Genomic DNA, 19,144 nt, shown 5'->3' with positions numbered 1-19,144 from the left:
CTGTATTAATTTTTTGCCTGTATTAGAAATTTGTGAGAATTCGTGCAATTCGTGGCTTTTACTTTCTTTTATTTTATGATTTTATAATATTTCAATCCTTCCAAAATTCCTTCTGAAGCAGAAGTTTTCGCAACGTAAATACTTTTTGTCGTTTCATAAGCCAAAAGTTCTGCGCTTCGGTTTCCCACAATAATTCCTTTTACAGGACCTCGAAACATATCAACATCATTTCCAGAATCTCCAGCGGCAATTACGTTTCCTAGTGGAATAGACCATTTTCTGCATAAAAACTTGATGGCATTTCCTTTAGAGGCTCTTTTCGGAATAAAATCTAAAAACTGGCCATGACTCGGAATAATATTGACTTTGTACCAGCCTGTTCCTAAAACGGCAATTAATTCGTCGTGATTGTATTGTTCTTTGTCATAGTAATAAGAAATTTTATACGGGTTTTGAGCTTCTTCTTCCTGAAGTCTTATCCATTTTACGGCTTTTAATCTATTGACAATATCCTCTCTTTTCCATCTTCCAGAAAGAAATTTTGCCCAACCTTTATCTAAAATGTAATCCTTTCCGTTGGTATAATAAATTTCAGTTCCGACTGAACAAATAATAAAGTCGGGTAGGGGAAACTCTTCTTCATCAATTACTTTTTTAACTAAATCCAAGTTTCGTCCAGAAGCCATTGCAAAAGCCATTTTATCGGTACGATTGGTTAAATGCGTTTTTAATTCTTTTAAACCGGGATTCGCCAATTTTGGTTCAATCAAAGTTCCATCGATGTCGGAAACCAATAAATGATCAATTTTTCGTTTTAAACGGCTAACATTAATATTGGGATAATGCTGTTTTTTGATTCCAGTTGCAGAAACGGATAGATTTTCTTGAATTAAATCCACATAATGATTGACATGGCTAACCCAACTGTAATATTTCTGAATATTGATGGCTCCGTTATTAGAGTAATATTTCCATTGATTTTCGTCGGTTAGAATATTTCGGAGCGCTTTTTTAATCTGGCTTTCTTCTTGCGGATTTACCAATTCTCCGTTTTGGCAAATTGGAATAATTTCTGAAGGTCCGCCGTTTTTAGTCACAACCACAGGAAGTCCTGAACTAGCTGATTCGATAACGGTTAAGCCGAAGTTTTCATGCAGCGCTAAATTCACAAAAACACCTCTTTTTTCTGCGGCATAACGATAAATAATGGAAACCTCATTTTCAACATCATGTTTCTTCGGAATTGCCATTTTTCCGTACAAATCATATTTGTCCATTAAAAGAAGCAAATCGGTTAAAACGTTCTTTTCAGATTCAGGCATTTTAGCAATGTCTTTTCTGATACCCGCAAAAATGACCAGATTGGCCATGCTTTGCAGCTCTTTGTCTTTTCCGTAAACTTCAATTAAAGTATTCAAGTTTTTGTGGCGGTCAGGCCGTGAAAGTGCCAGAATAATAGGCTTGTGTGGATTGGTTAAGAATTTTGAAATGGTTTCGGCAACCCAATATTTTCGTTGCGCTTCTTCCATATGTTTATCCGAATCGTTTTCTTGATAGTAATAAGGAACAAATTTTCTGGTGTCGATTCCAGGTGAAATGGCGTGGTATTTTCCTAGTTCGAAATTTTTGTACACTTTGTAAGTTTCAATTTCCTGCTCGGTAGAAGTAACAATAAATTCCGCGAGTTCTAAGGTTTTTTCTTCGGCGGCAATTCTGGCTTTAAATTTGAACTTTTTTTCGAGTTCTTCTTCGATTTCCCCACTTTCGATTAGTTTCTTCTTTTTGTAAAATCCTAAAGAATGTCCTGTGTGGGCAAAAGGAATATTTAAAACGGCTGATAATTCGGCTGCTGCATATCCCGCATCCGCATAATGGGAGTGAATCCAATCGGGAAAAATATTGTGCTGTTTGATGTGCTGCATCGTACCATTTACAAAAGTATCTAATCCTTCCCACAGCTGTTCTTTTGCTTTATACTTTTTCCCCAGAAACGGAATTCGCCTTATGTCCAGTTTATCATTGATGATTTCGATAGGAACTGCGTATTCTGCTGAAAGTGCAGGATCATCAATTAATCTGGTAAAAAGATGAACGTGTTCTACATCTTCGTGTTGTGATAAAAATTCTGCTAATTCGTATATGTATTTGGTCTGACCTCCATTGTCGGCATCTCGTCCAATTTCGAGACCAGAACCTTTTAAAAGTCCGTGTATATTGATAAGTGCAATTCGTAATTTTTTCATCATTCTTCATTAATAATATTGAAAATGCAATTTACATTGCCTGTATCGATTAAGAAGAAATAATTACACTTTAAATTTACATAGTTCCCATGTTTGTTAGGGATGTAGAATGTTTTAATTGTAAAAAAGCTTGATTGTTGCTTTAAAACCTGTCAGGTTTCTGATTTACAACGAGATTTTTTTGTAGTCTCAAAGGATTCATTCCGCTAGGAATGTTTCGTCGGTAAAAAATCGGATTGAGTTATGCTGTGTCCTGTAGGGACACTTGATTTTGCGTACAGATTTCCTTTATTGATCAAACGTTCCTACGGAACGTATATCTGTAAACGAATATTTTTTTACCGACGAGATATTCCTAGCGGAATATTAAACCCGACAGGTTTTTAAAACCTGTCGGGTTTCTAAACGCTATCTTACCGACAAAATGTTTCGATCATGCCCTTCAATTTCTATTGATTAGATTTTCAATATCAAAAATTGAAATTTGAGGATTTCCGCCTGCTGATCCTGCGACCAAAGCTCCGGTTGCGCAGGCAAAATTTAAAGCGGCTTGCGGTTCTTTTCCATTTAAAAGCGAAGTGACCAAAGCGCCCAAGAAAGAATCTCCAGCACCAACAGTATCTTCAACTTTTACGGTGTAGCCTTCGTTTTCATAAAGATGTTTGTCCCATAAAAGTAAAGCGCCATCTTTTCCTCTGGTCACACAAATTGCAGTGGCATTGGTGAGAGAGCAGATGAAGTTCATGTTTTCTTCTAAAGTGTTATAAGGAGAATCTAGAGCTGCACTGATTTCTATTAGCTCTTCATCGTTAAATTTTATAAAATTGGCTGATTGCATTAAGTGCTGTAGAATTTCGTAATCATAATGCGGTTTTCGAAGATTGACATCAAAAACTTTATAAGTATGTGTGTTGAGCAGTTCGTTTAAGGCTTCTCTTGAAACCACATCTCTGCAAACCAAGCTTCCGTAGATTAAGACATCTGAATTAACAACAAGTTCTCGTGCTTCTTCATTTAAAATAATTTTATCCCAAGCCGCAGGATAAAGAATTTCGTAAGTTGCCGATTTGCTTTCGTCTAATGTCACATTTACTAATCCTGTTGGAAAATCATCAGATTTTAGAATGGTATTGGTTTCAAGACCCAATTTATTGACTTCATTTATAATGGCTTCTCCATCAGCATCATTTCCTACGCAGCTAATCATATTAGAATCAATGCCTAAGGCTTTCATTCGAAGGGCTACATTTAAAGGCGCTCCGCCAATTTTTTTCTGATTGTCAAAAATATCCCAAAGTACTTCTCCGAAAGCTACAGCTTTTAGTTTTTTGTCGTGGCTCATTTAATTTGCTCTTATTTTTATAACATTAAGTCTAATGATTGGAGTTCATCAGTTTCTATAAAAATAGAAAACATAAACCGTCTTTGCAACCTCATCTTAAATTAAGCTATTTGAAAACGCATCAAAATTACTAGAACTATTTTATAGAAGTAAAGAAAATAAAGTATGAAAATAATATCGTTTTAATATAAAAGATGTATTTACTTATTTTAAAATTAATATATGTAAGTTTTTTATTATTTTAATTCCTATATTTAAAAATTATTTCGTGTTTGTTGTAAGTTCAGATTTAATTGGATTTGATGGATTTTTATTTGTCATAAAAACAAAATGGTTTCATTTTATAATTTGCAACCATTTATCATGAGCTCTATTTACGCATAATTTTATTTTCATTGTAATTTAACAGTATCTAAATAATTCCCATTTATATGAAAAAACTACTCGTAAGTTTCAGCTTGCTACTTTTACTTGCTACAGGTTGTAAAAAGGAAAGTGACGCCACTAATGAATCTGGTAATTTAGCATCAAACGATGGTTTGGATAGAACTTCTCTACCCATCAAAGAACCAGATGCTCCTACGTATGACGAACTCGATGTTCGAGACGCCAAACCTCCAAAACCTTTTAAAGCCGACGCGCCAAAAGGAGCTCCAAACGTTTTGGTTATTCTAATTGATGATATGGGATTTGGTATGCCAAGTGCCTTTGGTGGACCGGTAAATATGCCTACAGCAGAAAAACTGGCAGCGACTGGTTTACGATACAACCGTTTCCATACTACAGGTTTATGTTCTCCTAGCCGAATTGCTCTCTTAACTGGACGCAATCATCATTCTAATAATATGGGAACAATAGCAGAAACCGCTACTGCTTATCCTGGAAATTCAGGTTTACGCCCGCAGAACATAACACCTTTGGCGGAAATATTAAAGCTAAATGGATATAATACAGCTCAGTTCGGAAAATGTCACGAAACTGCCGCTTGGGAAATTAGCGAATCGGGTCCGTTTGATCGTTGGCCTACAGGTGCTGGTTTCGAGAAATTTTATGGTTTTATGGGAGCAGAAACCAATCAGTGGTATCCTGGACTTTATGATGGAACCACTCGTATTGATCCTCCGAAAGATCCTAATTACCATTTAATGCCTGATTTGGCTAATCATGCTATTGATTATATAAAGGCGCAGAAAGCGTTAACTCCTGACAAACCCTTTTTTATTTATTTTGCTCCTGGTGCAACACATACGCCGCATCATGTTCCTAAAGAATGGATTGCTAAGTACAAAGGCAAGTTTGATATGGGATGGGATAAAATGCGTGAACAAACTTTAGAAAGACAGAAAAAGTTGGGTCTTGTGCCTCAAAATACCAAATTAGCAGCCAAACATCCAGATATTAAAGATTGGGACAAACTTACGGATGTGGAAAAGAAAGTGTATGCCAGACAAATGGAAATTTATGCAGCATTTGGCGAGTATGCCGATTATTATATTGGAAAAGTGTATGAGGCTTTAGAAGAAATGAATATCGCCGATAATACAATCGTATATTATATTTTGGGTGATAATGGAGACAGCCCAGAAGGTGGATTAGGCGGTGGTAGTGAATTGGCGTTTTTAAATGGTTCGCCAACCACAGTGCAAGAATACTATAAAGATCTAGATTTGCAGGGAAGTCCGTTTAGTGTACCGCATTATTCAGCAGCTTGGGCTGTTGCTGGTGATGCACCTTTTGCGTGGACAAAAGAAATTGCAGCCAATTTTGGAGGTACCCGAAACGGAATGATTGTACATTGGCCAAAAGGAATTAAGGAAAAAGGTGGTTTGAGAACCCAGTTTACTCACGTAATAGATATTGCGCCGACTGTTCTGGAAGCAAGCGGCCTTCCTCAGCCTAAAACTGTCAATGGTATTCAGCAGCATCCTATTGAAGGAACTAGTATGGTTTATTCTTTTAATGATGCTAAAGCGAAAGAAAAACACGATACGCAGTATTTTGAACTTACAGGTTCTAGAGCTATTTATCATGACGGATGGGTAGCCGCAGCGCTTCATAAAGTGCCTTGGGATTTTGGTAAACCCGTGGCTTTAAAAGATGATGTTTGGCAGTTATATAATACAAATGAAGATTTTAGCGAGTCGACTGATCTTTCTAAAAAGTATCCTGAGAAACTGAAAGAACTTCAAGATTTATTTATGTCTGAAGCCAAAAAATACCATGTATTGCCAATCGATGACCGCTCTTTTGAAAGGTTAAATGCTAAAATTGCGGGAAGACCAGATCTTATGGCAGGAAGAACTTCTTTGACACTTTACAATGGAGCGCCTGGAATGGTGGAAAATGCTTTTATAAATGTCAAGAATACTTCGTTTACCATAACAGCAAATGTCGATAAATCAAATACAGCTAATGGTGTGATTATTTGCCAAGGCGGTAGGTTTGGCGGATGGTCTCTGTATGTTAAAAACGGTAAACCAATATTTCATTATAATTGGCTTGGTAAAGAAAGATTTACCATTGCTTCCAAAGAAGCGATACCTGCTGGAAATGCGGTTATAAAACTGAAATTTGATTATAGCGGAGGCGGTTTAGGAAAAAGCGGAATCGCTACTATATTTATCAATGATAAGCAAGTAGGGCAAGGCAATGTTGCCAAAACGCATCCTGTTATTTTCTGTACAGATGAAACAGCCGATGTTGGGCGCGATGATGCCACTCCAGTTACAGAAGATTACAAAGCTTGGGATAACAAGTTTACAGGTCAGCTCAAAAAAGTTACTATTGATTTGCAAGCTAAGGAAGACAGCAAACAATCAATTTAAATATTTTTGTGAATATAGAAAAGGGCGGGGTTTAGAAAACTCCGCCCTTTTTTGTATAAATTAAAGAAAGAAGAATTTCCTTTTATGTTTTAAATTATTCTCCGTTTTGCTAAAATTTGCTAATTCTATTTATGTGTATTAATTATTTTTTAAGAAAGTTTTAATCTTTTTCTAAGAAGTCCGTTCTCATTTATATATTTGTAATCAGTCTAAATAAAAATAAATTACAAATTTTATATGAAAACAACTTTTACGACACTTAAAAACAATGTTTTATATCAAGTGTTTGTTGCCTTTTTGATGGTTTTCTCCTGTTCAGAAACGGCTTTTTCTCAATCAACTGTTGGTACAATTTCTGGTAAGACTGTTCTTAAAGACGGAAATTCTTTACAAGGTGCAACAGTAAAAATTTCAGAATTAAATAAAACGACAACAACTGATTCTGATGGTGCTTACCAATTAAAAAATATTCCTTTCGGAACTTATTTGGTTGAAATAAAATTAAATGGTTACGAATCTTCTCCAGCTTCAGTTATCATTGATCAGAATAACACAGAAGTTACTCTTGATTTTGAAATGGCATATACTTCGCAAAAATTAGAGGAGGTAATTGTAAGTTCTGGAGGAAACCGATTTGCAAGAAAAGAAAGTGAAGAGGTTTCTAAAATGAAACTGAAAAACATGGAGAATCCGCAGGTGTACACTATCGTGAGCAAGGAGTTGATGAAAGAGCAAGTAATTACAGATTACAACAGCGCTTTCAAAAATGTTCCAGGTGCAGGTATTGCCGAAGTAAGAAACCAAGGAAGAACAACCAATATTTCTAGAGGATTTGCAACGCCACAATTAGTAAGAAACGGTGTTGGAAGTTTTACCTATAATACCATTGATCCATCAAATTTAGAGCGTATCGAGGTGATAAAAGGTCCATCGGCAACGTTGTTTGGAAGTACAATTTCTTCTTTTGGTGGATTGTTTAATAGAGTGACCAAAAAGCCTTTTAATTTCTTTAAAGGTGAAGTTTCTTATTCGGCAGGTGATTGGGACTTGAATCGTTTAACAGCTGATATCAACACGCCTCTTAACGAAGATAAAACGGCTCTTTTTAGAATTAATACGGCTTTGCATAGCGAAAGAAGTTTTCAGGATGCAGGTTTTAACAAAAGCTTTTTCATTGCGCCAAGTTTTTCTTATGAAGTTAGCGATAGATTGACTTTATTAATTGATGCTGAATTTAGTGTTTCTAAAGGAACATCTCCAATGAGATTAGCGCCTTATACAAAAGCAGATGCGACTGCCCACAGCGTTAAAGAATTAGGAATTCCGTACAATCTTTCTTTTGCCAATAATACAGTAAATTATACCGGTCAGCAGTATAATATTTTTGCACAGTTGAAATATAAAATTTCTGATGAATGGACTTCACAAACTATCGTTTCACGCACAAGATCTTCGTCTGAGGGATATGTTGTGGCTTTGACTATGTTAAGCAATGAGACTTTACGACAACAAGTAACAAATCAAAATTATCCTTATTATGGAACTGATATTCAGCAGAACTTCAACGGAGATTTTAAAATTGGAAAATTACGCAATAGAGTAGTAGCGGGTTTAGATTTTTACAGCCTTCGCGCAGTACGTAACGATGCAAATGTAAACATGCCAGCGCTTAATTTCAGAAAGCCTGGAGATGCTTACAACAATTTTACAATCAATAAAATAGAGCCTTTATTTGCAACAGCAACGTACACTAATATGGTTTCTAATAATGAAAGAACCTACAGCGCTTATGTTTCTGATGTATTGAATGTTACTGATAAATTATTGGTAATGGCCGGTCTTAGAGCCGATCGTTATATCAATAAAGGCGTATACTATCCAAGCCGTGATTCTATTGCAGGAAATTACAATCAGACGGCATTTTCTCCTAGATTGGGAGCGGTTTATCAAGTGGTTAGGGATAAAGTTTCTGTTTTCGCAAATTACATGAACGGATTTAATAATGTGGGAGGATCCGATTTTTATGGAAATACTTTCAAACCAAATCAAGCGAATCAGTTAGAAGGCGGAGTTAAATTTGACTTTAATAAAATTAGCGCGACTTTCAGCTATTATGATATTAAAGTAACCAATGTTACTCGTGATGATCCAGATCACGTAAACTTTCAAATTCAAGACGGAACTCAATTAAGCAAAGGTTTTGAAGCTGAGTTAATTGCAAATCCGATTAAAGGTTTAAATATCGTTGCAGGTTATACTTACAATGATAGTGAATATACAAAAGCAAACCCAAGCATTAATGGTCTAAGACCTACAACTGCTGGTTCGCCCACAACTGCCAATCTTTGGGCAAGTTATAGATTGACAGAAGGTGCTGCATCTGGCCTAGGATTTGGTTTTGGTGGAATTTACGGAAGCGAATACTATCAAACGAATACGGCAACTTTTAAATTTACAATTCCTTCTTATACTGTTTTGGATGCTTCTGTATTTTACGACAGACCAAAATTTAGATTAGGTTTAAAAGTGGATAATGTTACCAATGAAAAATATTGGTCTTATCGTTTAGCCGCTCAAAACCCGACAAGAGTTACAGGAAATATTACCTTCAAATTCTAAGGATTTCAATTCGTCAATTACAATGATATTATCTACATTTGGATTTTATTGCAAATTATGACCAAAGGTTTTAAACATACAATTAGACAAATACATTTGTGGCTCGGTTTAGCATCGGGCCTCATTGTTTTTATAGTGAGCATTACTGGATTTCTTTATGTTTTTGAAGAAGAAATTCGTGATTTTTCACAGAAAGAATATCTACATGTTCCAGTTCAAGAAAAGCCATTTATAGGATTAAAAACTATAATTGAAAATTATGAACGTCTGGAACCAAAACAGAAAATTACGGCTTTAAAAATTGAGAAATCAGAACCAAACGCCACTGTTCAAATTTCGACCAAAAAGAAAAAGACGTATTATTTCAATCCCTACGATGGAACTTTAGTAAACCAGCAAGGTTCAGATTGGCTAAATACTGTACTAGAAATACATCGTACTTTACTATTAGGTGAGTTCGGCGAATTTATTCAAGGCTGGTCGGTTGTGATTTTCATCATTATGCTGATTACGGGATTAATTTTATGGTTTCCAAAACATAGACGGCAACTTAAACAGTCTTTAAAGATAAAATGGAGCGGTTCTTTTAAAAGAGTCAATTTTGATTTGCATCAAGTTTTAGGATTTTACGCTTCTATTTTCTTGCTTTTAATTGCTTTTTCGGGTACGTATTTTAAATATGACGCTGTAAAAAAAGGCGTAAACATAGTTACAGGAAGTAAGGTTAGAAAAGGAGATGAAGTGGTTTCTAACGCCAAAATAGATTCGACTACAATTCCTGTTCGTTACAATACTATCTACCAAACCGCTAATACAAAATATCCTGGAGCAACCTCAGTTTCATTTTCGATAAGAAAAACGGGCGAATTGCGATTAAGAATGACCTATCCAAATGATTGGGCAAGAAATCAGAACACGATTTTCTTTGACGGAAAAACAGGGCAGATGCTGAGAACCAAATTATACAAAGACAACAACGCAGCAGATGTTTATGAAGCAAGCAATCACGATCTGCATACAGGAATTTTCTTTGGACTTACAGGAAAAATAATCTGGAGTTTGGTCAGTTTAATTGGAGCTTCTTTGCCAATTACCGGATTTATTATTTGGTGGAAGAAAGGGAAGAAGAAGGCTAAGACTAAAAAGATTAAGACATAAAATTATAAGGTCCTAATAGATAAGTTAAAGGTTTAAAAATTATGGAAGAAATATTTATTAAAAAGTATTGGTCTGAAGATGATATAATATTTTTTATTCATTTTAGTAATTCGGTCGCAGTTAGACAAATTGAAATATCTGACGGCAACAAAATTCTCTTATCTCAAGATAATCCTTTTTTTAATGAATCTATGCTTTATGATCAGAGCATTGAAGATCTAGAATTAAGCGAAACTGATTTTATTTCAAAAGAAGAGTTTGAAAAAGTTTGGAAAGTTTAAACATTCTTTTCTTATCAAATAAAGATTTGTCCAAAACTGTGATGGATAAAAATCTAAATATATTTGGTTGTTTTGATTCGATATTAAAGCAAATAAAATAAGAAAGGCAACCATATTAGATTGCCTTTCTTATTCTAAACTCGAAAATTAATTAACCATGTGCTTCAACAGAAACATCATTCCATTTTTCCCAGTTTTCTAATTTTTGCTCGTAGCTTTGTTTTACAAATGGAAGCGCAACTTTTCCTAATAGCAATCGCAATGGTGGATTTTCATTTTCTACCAAATTGACAACTGCTGGAGCTGTTGCTTCTACTTTTCCAAATATGTTTTCTCTTTCAGCCAAAGCTTTCTTGATTTCGTCATAATAAGGTAGACTTTCGCTGGTAATTCCGGTGTGCCAAATGTTAGACTCGTATCCGTTTGGTTCTAATAGAGTAACTTTGATTCCGAATTGTTTTACTTCTGATGCTAAAGTTTCGCTCAAACCTTCAACGGCAAATTTAGAAGCACTGTAAAGTCCCATTGCAGTTGGTAAAGTAGCCAATCCTAAAATAGAAGAAACTTGAATGATATGACCGCTTTTTTGTTCTCTCATGATTGGAAGAGCAGCTTGAGTTAACCATAAAGTTCCGAAGAAATTCGTTTCAAATTGTTCTCTCGCTTCTTGTTCGCTTGCTTCTTCTACGGCACCAGTAAGTGCATAACCTGCATTATTGATTAAGACGTCGATTGTTCCAAAATGCTGTTTTACTTTTTGAATTGTTTCAAGAGATTCTTGACGGTTATTTACATCTAATTTTAAAGGTAAAATTGAGTTTCCGTATTTTTCTTTTAAATCGTTTAAAGTTTCAAGATTTCTAGCTGTAGCAGCTACGTTGTATCCTTTAGCTAAAAATGCTTCTGTCCAAGCTCTTCCAAATCCTTTTGAAGCTCCTGTAATTAAAATTGTTTTTGACATGGTAATTGTTTTTATAATTAATTAATTTATGACCAATTGGTCATTTTTGTGGTAAAAAAAATTATATCCTTTTTTCGGATATATTTTTTCTAAGTGTTTGCACTATTGTTTTCATGTTGTCATTATTTCCAGACATTCTCGACATCAAATGTCCGCCTTCTAACATAGCGAAAAGAACAGTCGAAAATGCTGCAGCATCCCATTTTGGATCAAATTCTCCGTCAGCAATTCCTTTTTCTATAATCGAAGTCAAAAGTTGTTGTCCGCGCTTAATGGCGATGTTTACTTTTTCTTTTACAATCGGATTCGTGTCATCAGCTTCTGTTCCGAAATTCAATAACGGACAACCACCAGTAAGCGGTGGATTTATCGGATTACTGAAAAAATCGATGTAAGCATAAAGCTGTTCTTCGGCGCTTTTTCCTTGAGAAAGCTCCATTTGAAGTTTACTGCTCAATACTTTCATATTGTGATCTACAGCAGCACAAGCCAAAACATCTTTATTGTCAAAATGAACATACATACTTCCTTTAGACAATTTGGTTGCCTCCATAATATCGCTCATAGAAGTAGCTGCAATTCCTTTTGTGTTAAAAATAGGAGCGGCTTTCTCTATAATAAATTGTCTGGTTTCTTCACCTTTTGTCATGATAGATTGTATTTACGATGCAAATATATGACCGATTGGTCATATATGCAAATTTTAATTGTTTTTTTTAATTTAGAATACAGAAATCTTTTGAATAGCGTTATAAATAAGGAAGTCATTTCTCTATATTTGTTTAGTAATTCTCATAATTAAAAGCGAAGAAATGAAAAAGTTTGAATTGTACTGGAGAGAAGTTAATATTGGATCGATTGTCGAGACCAACTGGGATATGAGGAGTTCTGGAGATATTTCATTTAAATTTGATTATTTGGCCAAACCATCTGATAATGAACATTTGGCTGACTTTATAAAATTTTCTATAGAAGATAGTATTTTATTAGGTGAAGGAGTTGATGATGATGATCTTATTCTTGCTCAAGAAGAAAAAGAAAAAAAGTTTCTAGATTTAATAGTTGATACTGCTGCAGATTGGTATATTCTCAATGAGAAAGGTGAGAAAAACATAATTCTTTGTCCAATATTTCATGAAGATGATGAAATAACTTGGATGATGGACATAGAAGCTACAGAATCCTTAAGTTCTTAAGGATTCTGTAGTTTTAGTTTTGTCTAATTAATTCGCGCGATTCCTTTCGTCTTCATTTCCAAAGTTTCGTTCTTTAGATTTTACACTTTGGTTTCCGAATTTGTAACTCAAAGCAATTCTGAAAGCTCTCGAATCATTATAATTTCTCATGGTATTTTTAATTCCGTTTGAGTAATAAGAAATTAAAGGTTTTTGCGCATTCAATAAATCTTCTCCAGTTAAAGTGATTGAAAGGTTCTTTTTTAAAGCCAGAAACTTTACAGAAGCATCCAAAATGTTTAAAGTCGAAATATTAAAAACCTGATAGCGTCCTGGCAATTGCAAACCATAATTTAAACCAAAAAAAAGAGTTTTCGACTCGTTTACTGTAAAATCATTATTGCTGTAAAGATAGCCGTTGTAACCATCTACAGAAGTGATTAGATTGGTTTTTGATTTTACATTTTGATAGTTTAAATTAAATCCCATAAAGCTGTTCCACCAAGCATATTTGTTGAAATTGTAATACGTTGAAAGTCCAATTTGGTAAGTATCTGCGTAATTAATTGGTGTACTTTTCGTGATATTCGCTTCTGGATCTATAATTGCTAATTCTTGTCCGAAATCTGAAACTTGAGAAAAATAAACTGTATTTACCCATTTTTGATTTCTGATATAGGAAAACTCAAAATTGTTTATAATTGAGGGCTTCAGAAACGGATTTCCTTCAGAATAATAAAACGGACTATTTCTAATGATAAACGGATTCAAATAATCAAAATCTGGACGACGGATTCTTCTGCTGTAGTTTAAAGAATACGAATTGTTATCGTTTGCATTATAAGTCACATAAGCTGTTGGGAACCATTTGATATAATTATTTTTATTGGTTTGATTTAGGTTTTCAGAATAACCTTCAGTTTGCGTAGCTTCGGTTCTTAAACCGATTTGCGTTTCCCATTTTTCGTTCAGTTTTTTATTCGCAGAAAAATATAAAGCTTCGTTGTATTCTTTGTAAGTGAATATATTTGAATAATTTGCGTCAAGAATTGGAGTTCCAGTTTCGTTATCAAAAACGTTTAGATTGTTTTTGGTATTGGTATAAAATCCTTTTCCGCCAAAACTAATATTCGCCCAAGAATAAGGAAACGAAAAATCAATTTTTGCCGAGTAATTTTTCAACTGGTTTAAGTTAGAATTGATTGCTGCGAAATAAGTTCCTGGAATATCTTCTTTTTTATCATCCATTTCATTTCCTGAAAATGCTCGAGAATCGTCTTTTTGATAATTGAAGTAATCCAAATCTACGGTAATATTTTTGCCTTCATTATTCAAACTAAAAACGTTATTCCAGTTTACAGAATTCATTTGCGGTTTGTTTTCCGAATTCACATCAGACAAAATATAAGAATTGATTTCTCCCGTAGTATTGTAACGAGTCGTCAACGGATTATTGGCTGCATTTCTATCATTAAAACTCCCTAAATATTTTATACCAGAAGTCCATTTTTCGGTCAGTTTATAATCGGCACCAAAACCAATGCTCAATAAATTGGTTTTTGATTTGGTTGTAATATTTTGTTTCCAAAGTTCATTTGGATAATAAATTCGATTCTCAGAAGTCGTACGAAATTGATCTATTCCTTTATTGATTGAAGCTTGAAGCGAAAGTTTGTTGTAATTGTAAATAAACAATCCGTTTATGTTTCCGCTTGCATAACTTCTTTGAACATAAGTAGTTCCAAGATTTGCAGTCCAAGAATTCGCTTTAGCAGTTTTCAATTTGATATTGATTAATCCGCTATTTCCTTCCGCTTCATATTTTGCTGGAGGCGTTGTAATCACTTCAATGCTTTTAATATTGTCAGCAGGAATCGATCTTAAAAAAGCAACCAAATCTTCTTGCTTCATTTTATTCAAGCGATCATCAATCATTACTAAAACTTCTCCTTTTCCAACAATAGAAATCGTTTCGTTCTGAACTCTAACGGTTGGAGTTGATTTTAAAGCATCCAAAGCCGATCCGCCAGTCGTCGCAACAGAATTTTCTACGTTAAAAACCAAACGATCTACTTTTTGTTCTACGAGTTTTTTTCTTGATTTAACCGTAATGCCATCAAGCTGAATCTGTTCTTTTACTTCCAAGCTTCCTAAATCCATATTTTGATCGATAAAAATTGGTTTATTGCTGAATTCAGTTCCAAACTGTTCTATTATCAATTGGTAGTTTCCTTTTTCGGCATTTAATGTAAAATTTCCCAAACTATCTGTTGAAGTTTGTTTATACAAGGTTTTATCTACTTTTAATAAAGTTGCTGTGGCAAATTCCAGTGCTATTTTATTTTGATTGATAATTTTTCCTTTTACAGAAAATTGTTGGGCAAATACGTTAATTTGAAATAGAAATAAGACTGATACTAAAATGATTCTGTTCATGGTTTAAAAATTAATTACAGGACAAAACTGTTAGAATTAAAAGCTAAAAACCACTTTTATCGACAAACCCCTTCGATTAATCTGCAAACCCGTTGAAATGCTTTTTCTTGAATGTATATCTTTGTTTTAAAATCAAACCGAATGTACAAAGGCACCATTACCAAAAAGCTCGAAGGCGTAATTCATCTTATTTATTGGCTTCTAATTTCTTATTTCACTTTCGTGAAAAATCCGATAGGAGCAAAGTCTTTTTCTGTTCCAGATTTATTCATTTGCACTTATTTTATTGTTTTTATACTTACTTTTTATTTTCATTATTTGATTGTAATGAAACAGGTTTTTAAAGCTTTTACATGGAAAAAACTTTTGGCAGGGGCTTTTGTTTCTTATTTGATTTTTACTTTTTTAAGATGGATAATTGAGCAGGTTATAACTAAAGTTTTATTTAATCGCGTAAATTATACTACAACTGATTTTGCTAATTATATGCTCGATAATCTTCATTACAGCAGTATGAGTGTTATCTTGAGTTCGTTTCTTTGGTTTGTGATTTATTCAATCCGCCTTTTAGAATACAACAAGCTCATTTTGGAAGAAAACAAGAATACAGAAATCAAATTTTTGAAAGCTCAGATTAATCCGCATTTTGTATTTAATACTTTAAATAATATTTACTCAATGGTTTATTTTCAGTCGGATAAGTCGTTGACGGCAATTGATAAATTGAGTCAGATTATGCGTTTTACGACTTACGAATCGCAGAAAGAAAAGATTAAATTAACTGACGAAGTTGATTATATAAAAGCGTATATTGAACTCGAAGAATTAAGACATCAGGAGAATTTTTCTGTTGATTTTAATGTTGAAATCAAAAATGAATTTGAAGAAATTCCGCCTTTTATTTTATCACCTTTGGTTGAAAATGCTTTAAAACATGGAGAAGTTTCGAATGCCGAACCGATAAATATCGAATTGAAAGTTTCAGAAAGCCAATTGAATTTTAAAGTGCGAAATAAAATTGGAACGCAGAAAAAAGATAAATTGGGCGGCATTGGATTGGATAATTTGCAGAAACGTCTTGAGATTCATTATCCTAAAAAACATCAGCTAAAAATAGCAAACGACGAAAACCATTTTACAGCCGAACTTGAAATAGATTTAAAATGAATAAAAAAATAAACTGTATTATTCTAGACGACGAACCGTTTGCTGTAAAATTAATTGCCGATTATGCTTCTAAAATTTCCAGATTAAATGTCTTATATGCTGACAGCGATGTATTTAAAGCAATAGAAGTTTTAAATTCCGAATCGGTTGATTTGATTTTTATTGATATTCAAATGCCGCAATTAACGGGAATTGAATTGATGCAGATGTTCAATCAGAAATATAATTTCATCATTACCTCAGCGTATCCGCAATATGCTTTAGAAGCGTTTCAGTTTCATGTAATTGATTATTTGTTGAAACCGATAACCTTTAACCGATTTTATCAGAGTGTCGAGAAATTCATTCGCTGGCAAGAAACTTTTCAAACCAATGAAAAAGTTGGAGATGATTTTCTATTTGTAAAAGCAGACCGAAAGCATTATAAAATTGCGATTAACGACATTTTGTATATTGAAGGTTTACGAGATTATATTCGCATTCATACGAATGACGAAAAAATCATGGCTTTAGAAAATATGAAAGATATTTTGGAAAAACTGCCGTCCAATCAGTTTATTAGAATTCATCGTTCGTATATTATTCCAAAAAATAAAATAAAAGTGATTGATGGAAATCAGATTGTAATGACGAGTGGTGCGACTTTGCCAATTGGGGAAACATATCGGAAATTGGTTAGTGAGTGGTTGGTTTGATCAAATTTTAGCGAATCAGTATAATTGAATAATTATTTAGTATGTTTATTTTTTAAAATTTGATCTGAAAAACATAGTGTTTTGGGAGATAATTATAATAATTTTGGATAATACTTTATATATATGAATTTAAATGAAAAAACTATTTTTCGTAATTAGCTTTCTTTTTTTTGGTAAAAATTATAGTCAAATTAGCCTTTCAAGGATACAAGGATATTGGATAAAATATCAAGGAGAAATGAAAGATGGAAGCGATCTATCTGATCGATTTACAGAAGATTCGGGTTATACAGAATATAGGATTAATCAAAATAGGTTATGCATGAATTCAGATCCGGTTCACAATATAAATCAGAGTTGTTTTGACTTTACATTGATTAATAATTTTATAAAAACCTCTCAATATTCAGGATATATAATTGAAAAAGTTACTAACGATTCTTTAGTGTTGTGTGAGAAAATTGATGGATTGGCTGATGATAAGCTTAAGAGATCGTATTTCGTTAAACAAGAAGTTATAATTTCAAAATTTAGAGAAGAGAATAAAAATGAAAAGAATATAATTGCTTCAAAATTATTCTCACCAAAAACAAATGGAACTATTGAACTAGATTTGAATAAAGCGTTTAAGAATAATTACTCAAATTTTGAGTTAATTGGAAATTTGAAAATTTATCCAGGTAAGAAAAGAATAAAGACAGCAATTACGTCTTCAACACAAAAAGATTCGTCAAGAATAAGAACAGTAAAAAAAGTTATTGATGGTTCTTTTGAAAAATGGAATTTAAATGGTTTTGAAGATTATGAATCGGTTGAAATTCCATTTGTTCTAAAAAGTGAAATTACAAGAACATATTGGGGAATAGATGTTATATTTTTTACTTCAGACTTAACTGAATTTAAAAGAATTTATGGGATAAATCTACAAGATGCTAGAAAATCTTCAGATTACTATAAATTAGGATTAATATCTTATGAGAAAAAAAATTATTTAGAAGCTATTTCGTATTTTTCTGAATCGTTTAAGTTTAATCCAGAAAATATTGATGCATTGTATAATATGGCAGCTATCTATTTTGAATCTGGTGACAAGGAAAATGCTTGTAAAGTTTGGTTGGAACTGTCTGTACTAGGTCAGACAGAAGGAAAACAATTGTTTATAGAGAAATGTAATTGATTATTTGAATCATTCTTAAATTCCGCCATAATGCAATGTCGATCCTAAAATTAGCATTGCAACTCCAATTGATGTAACCGTTAGATTGATTATGGCAATTCTGTAAATATTGTTTTTATTGAGATTTGGAATAACAACAAATTGAGCATAGAGTACACAGATAAAAGTACAGAAAAGTAAAATCAGTTTTAATGAAACTACTGTTTCAAATCCGCTATAAAAACGGAACCAGGTTTTCATTGTTGCTCCAAAATCATACGCCATCCAAGTTCCGGACATTATATGTAAAATAAGAGATAACATTCCGAGCGTTTCGAATTTCTTTTCAAAATTTAAAATAATCTTAGGATCTCTTTTTTAAATGCGGTTGGAAGATAACAAATGGTAAGAAGCAAATGACCACCAACCCAAATTGTAGATGCTAAAAGATGAACTATAAGTACGCAATGATGTAAAGTCATAAACATTCTTTTAAAGTTATTACTCCCTAAAAGTAACTTTTATTTTTGGGTTGAGAAGTCTTTAAGCCATACTTTTTTTGTTTGAATTGTCTAATTTTTAAAGTGTTGTAGCATTATTCATAAAATGTTTCTTTAAAATTCTTTGTTTTCAAATATTCGGTCATCTTTATAAAATCATTTTCTGAAATTAAAAAAGAATGAAAGCCGTGCGAACTTCAAACAGAATATTCGACCGAATTAAAAGCAATAGATTTTTTCAAATTCTAAAAATAAGCCTGATTGCGTTAGTTTTTTAAAGGTATGAGGAAGACTTTTATAATCTGACGCGACATAATCAAAATTGATTACGAATCAGGCTGTTCAATATTTTAGAATTAGAACGTTTGATGTTTATTTTGACTGCATTTGCTTTTTAAATCCAATGGAAATTGGACTTTGATCTAATGCTTCTTTAAAAATTAGAAGAAGATCTGCTCTCGACATGGCTTCGCACGTCATTAAAACCTTCATTTAACAGCGCACGTAAGCTCTTACCAGCGCAGTATTTGGTGAGACAATCCAATTATGGATGTGCATGTCGCCATTCCTATGAGCAGAACCTTCT

Annotated in this window: 14 protein-coding genes; 8 read left to right on the top strand and 6 right to left on the bottom strand. The window is 33.3% G+C overall.

All coding sequences use genetic code 11. The annotated features are described in order from the left end of the window. Positions 1 to 68: 68 nt before the first annotated feature. Together J7574_RS09170 and J7574_RS09165 are read right to left on the bottom strand one after the other, a co-directional pair. Positions 69 to 2,246, bottom strand: a complete 2,178-nt coding sequence (locus tag J7574_RS09170; RefSeq protein WP_290967291.1) for an HAD-IIB family hydrolase — start codon at positions 2,244 to 2,246, stop codon at positions 69 to 71. 439 nt (positions 2,247 to 2,685) lie between these two features. Then, positions 2,686 to 3,585: a carbohydrate kinase gene (locus tag J7574_RS09165; RefSeq protein WP_290967289.1), complete on the bottom strand. Its 900-nt coding sequence runs from the start codon at positions 3,583 to 3,585 to the stop codon at positions 2,686 to 2,688. A 431-nt stretch (positions 3,586 to 4,016) separates the two neighbouring features. Here J7574_RS09165 and J7574_RS09160 point away from each other — a divergent pair, with 431 nt between their 5' ends. The 4 genes from J7574_RS09160 (at position 4,017) to J7574_RS09145 (ending at position 10,468) form a co-directional block, all read left to right on the top strand. Beyond that, positions 4,017 to 6,410, top strand: coding sequence for an arylsulfatase (locus J7574_RS09160; RefSeq protein ID WP_290967288.1), 2,394 nt, complete (start codon positions 4,017 to 4,019; stop codon positions 6,408 to 6,410). Positions 6,411 to 6,647: 237 nt separating this feature from the next. Then, a complete protein-coding gene (locus J7574_RS09155; protein ID WP_290967286.1) occupies positions 6,648 to 9,029 on the top strand; it encodes a TonB-dependent receptor in 2,382 nt (793 codons plus the stop codon). Between the two features lie 57 nt (positions 9,030 to 9,086). After that, entirely contained in the window at positions 9,087 to 10,187 is a 1,101-nt protein-coding gene (locus tag J7574_RS09150) for a PepSY domain-containing protein (RefSeq protein WP_290967284.1), read from the top strand. 41 nt (positions 10,188 to 10,228) lie between these two features. Next, complete coding sequence (locus J7574_RS09145) at positions 10,229 to 10,468, top strand: hypothetical protein (RefSeq protein WP_290967282.1); 240 nt, start codon at positions 10,229 to 10,231, stop codon at positions 10,466 to 10,468. Positions 10,469 to 10,619: 151 nt separating this feature from the next. On the opposite strand, the gene J7574_RS09140 is transcribed toward J7574_RS09145, so the two are convergent. Together J7574_RS09140 and J7574_RS09135 are read right to left on the bottom strand one after the other, a co-directional pair. Then, positions 10,620 to 11,429 (bottom strand): SDR family NAD(P)-dependent oxidoreductase, encoded by an 810-nt coding sequence (locus tag J7574_RS09140; RefSeq protein WP_290967280.1) that lies wholly within the window; start codon positions 11,427 to 11,429, stop codon positions 10,620 to 10,622. Between the two features lie 61 nt (positions 11,430 to 11,490). After that, positions 11,491 to 12,078 (bottom strand): TetR/AcrR family transcriptional regulator, encoded by a 588-nt coding sequence (locus J7574_RS09135; protein WP_290967278.1) that lies wholly within the window; start codon positions 12,076 to 12,078, stop codon positions 11,491 to 11,493. 163 nt (positions 12,079 to 12,241) lie between these two features. Between J7574_RS09135 and J7574_RS09130 the strand changes: the two genes are divergently transcribed. Further along, a complete protein-coding gene (locus J7574_RS09130) occupies positions 12,242 to 12,625 on the top strand; it encodes a hypothetical protein (RefSeq protein WP_290967276.1) in 384 nt (127 codons plus the stop codon). A gap of 27 nt (positions 12,626 to 12,652) precedes the next feature. On the opposite strand, the gene J7574_RS09125 is transcribed toward J7574_RS09130, so the two are convergent. Then, positions 12,653 to 15,040 (bottom strand): TonB-dependent receptor, encoded by a 2,388-nt coding sequence (locus J7574_RS09125; RefSeq protein ID WP_290967274.1) that lies wholly within the window; start codon positions 15,038 to 15,040, stop codon positions 12,653 to 12,655. A 141-nt stretch (positions 15,041 to 15,181) separates the two neighbouring features. Between J7574_RS09125 and J7574_RS09120 the strand changes: the two genes are divergently transcribed. The 3 genes from J7574_RS09120 to J7574_RS09110 all read left to right on the top strand — a co-directional run bounded on the left by J7574_RS09120 (position 15,182) and on the right by J7574_RS09110 (position 18,079). Then, the gene (locus tag J7574_RS09120) at positions 15,182 to 16,207 is read left to right on the top strand and encodes a sensor histidine kinase (RefSeq protein ID WP_290967272.1); all 1,026 of its coding nucleotides are present in this window, start codon (positions 15,182 to 15,184) and stop codon (positions 16,205 to 16,207) included. After that, the gene (locus J7574_RS09115) at positions 16,204 to 16,902 is read left to right on the top strand and encodes a LytTR family DNA-binding domain-containing protein (RefSeq protein ID WP_290967270.1); all 699 of its coding nucleotides are present in this window, start codon (positions 16,204 to 16,206) and stop codon (positions 16,900 to 16,902) included. Before J7574_RS09120 ends, J7574_RS09115 begins: the two co-directional genes overlap by 4 nt. A gap of 133 nt (positions 16,903 to 17,035) precedes the next feature. Next, a complete protein-coding gene (locus tag J7574_RS09110) occupies positions 17,036 to 18,079 on the top strand; it encodes a hypothetical protein (protein ID WP_290967269.1) in 1,044 nt (347 codons plus the stop codon). A 15-nt stretch (positions 18,080 to 18,094) separates the two neighbouring features. Here the strand turns inward: J7574_RS09110 and J7574_RS09105 are convergent, their stop codons facing one another. Beyond that, positions 18,095 to 18,382, bottom strand: a complete 288-nt coding sequence (locus J7574_RS09105) for a hypothetical protein (RefSeq protein WP_290967267.1) — start codon at positions 18,380 to 18,382, stop codon at positions 18,095 to 18,097. Positions 18,383 to 19,144: the final 762 nt, after the last annotated feature.

This window comes from Flavobacterium sp. (genome assembly GCF_017744675.1).
Classification (GTDB): domain Bacteria; phylum Bacteroidota; class Bacteroidia; order Flavobacteriales; family Flavobacteriaceae; genus Flavobacterium.
The sequence above is the reverse complement of the archived record's forward strand: the minus strand, read 5'-3'. Positions and strand labels throughout refer to the sequence as shown.

Bases quoted from the DNA above. Each gene is read 5' to 3' on its own strand.
- J7574_RS09170 (WP_290967291.1), bottom strand. From the start codon at position 2,246: ATGATGAAAAAATTACGAATTGCACTTATCAATATACACGGACTTTTA.
- J7574_RS09165 (WP_290967289.1), bottom strand. From the start codon at position 3,585: ATGAGCCACGACAAAAAACTAAAAGCTGTAGCTTTCGGAGAAGTACTT.
- J7574_RS09160 (WP_290967288.1), top strand. From the start codon at position 4,017: ATGAAAAAACTACTCGTAAGTTTCAGCTTGCTACTTTTACTTGCTACA.
- J7574_RS09155 (WP_290967286.1), top strand. From the start codon at position 6,648: ATGAAAACAACTTTTACGACACTTAAAAACAATGTTTTATATCAAGTG.
- J7574_RS09150 (WP_290967284.1), top strand. From the start codon at position 9,087: ATGACCAAAGGTTTTAAACATACAATTAGACAAATACATTTGTGGCTC.
- J7574_RS09145 (WP_290967282.1), top strand. From the start codon at position 10,229: ATGGAAGAAATATTTATTAAAAAGTATTGGTCTGAAGATGATATAATA.
- J7574_RS09140 (WP_290967280.1), bottom strand. From the start codon at position 11,429: ATGTCAAAAACAATTTTAATTACAGGAGCTTCAAAAGGATTTGGAAGA.
- J7574_RS09135 (WP_290967278.1), bottom strand. From the start codon at position 12,078: ATGACAAAAGGTGAAGAAACCAGACAATTTATTATAGAGAAAGCCGCT.
- J7574_RS09130 (WP_290967276.1), top strand. From the start codon at position 12,242: ATGAAAAAGTTTGAATTGTACTGGAGAGAAGTTAATATTGGATCGATT.
- J7574_RS09125 (WP_290967274.1), bottom strand. From the start codon at position 15,040: ATGAACAGAATCATTTTAGTATCAGTCTTATTTCTATTTCAAATTAAC.
- J7574_RS09120 (WP_290967272.1), top strand. From the start codon at position 15,182: ATGTACAAAGGCACCATTACCAAAAAGCTCGAAGGCGTAATTCATCTT.
- J7574_RS09115 (WP_290967270.1), top strand. From the start codon at position 16,204: ATGAATAAAAAAATAAACTGTATTATTCTAGACGACGAACCGTTTGCT.
- J7574_RS09110 (WP_290967269.1), top strand. From the start codon at position 17,036: ATGAAAAAACTATTTTTCGTAATTAGCTTTCTTTTTTTTGGTAAAAAT.
- J7574_RS09105 (WP_290967267.1), bottom strand. From the start codon at position 18,382: ATGTTATCTCTTATTTTACATATAATGTCCGGAACTTGGATGGCGTAT.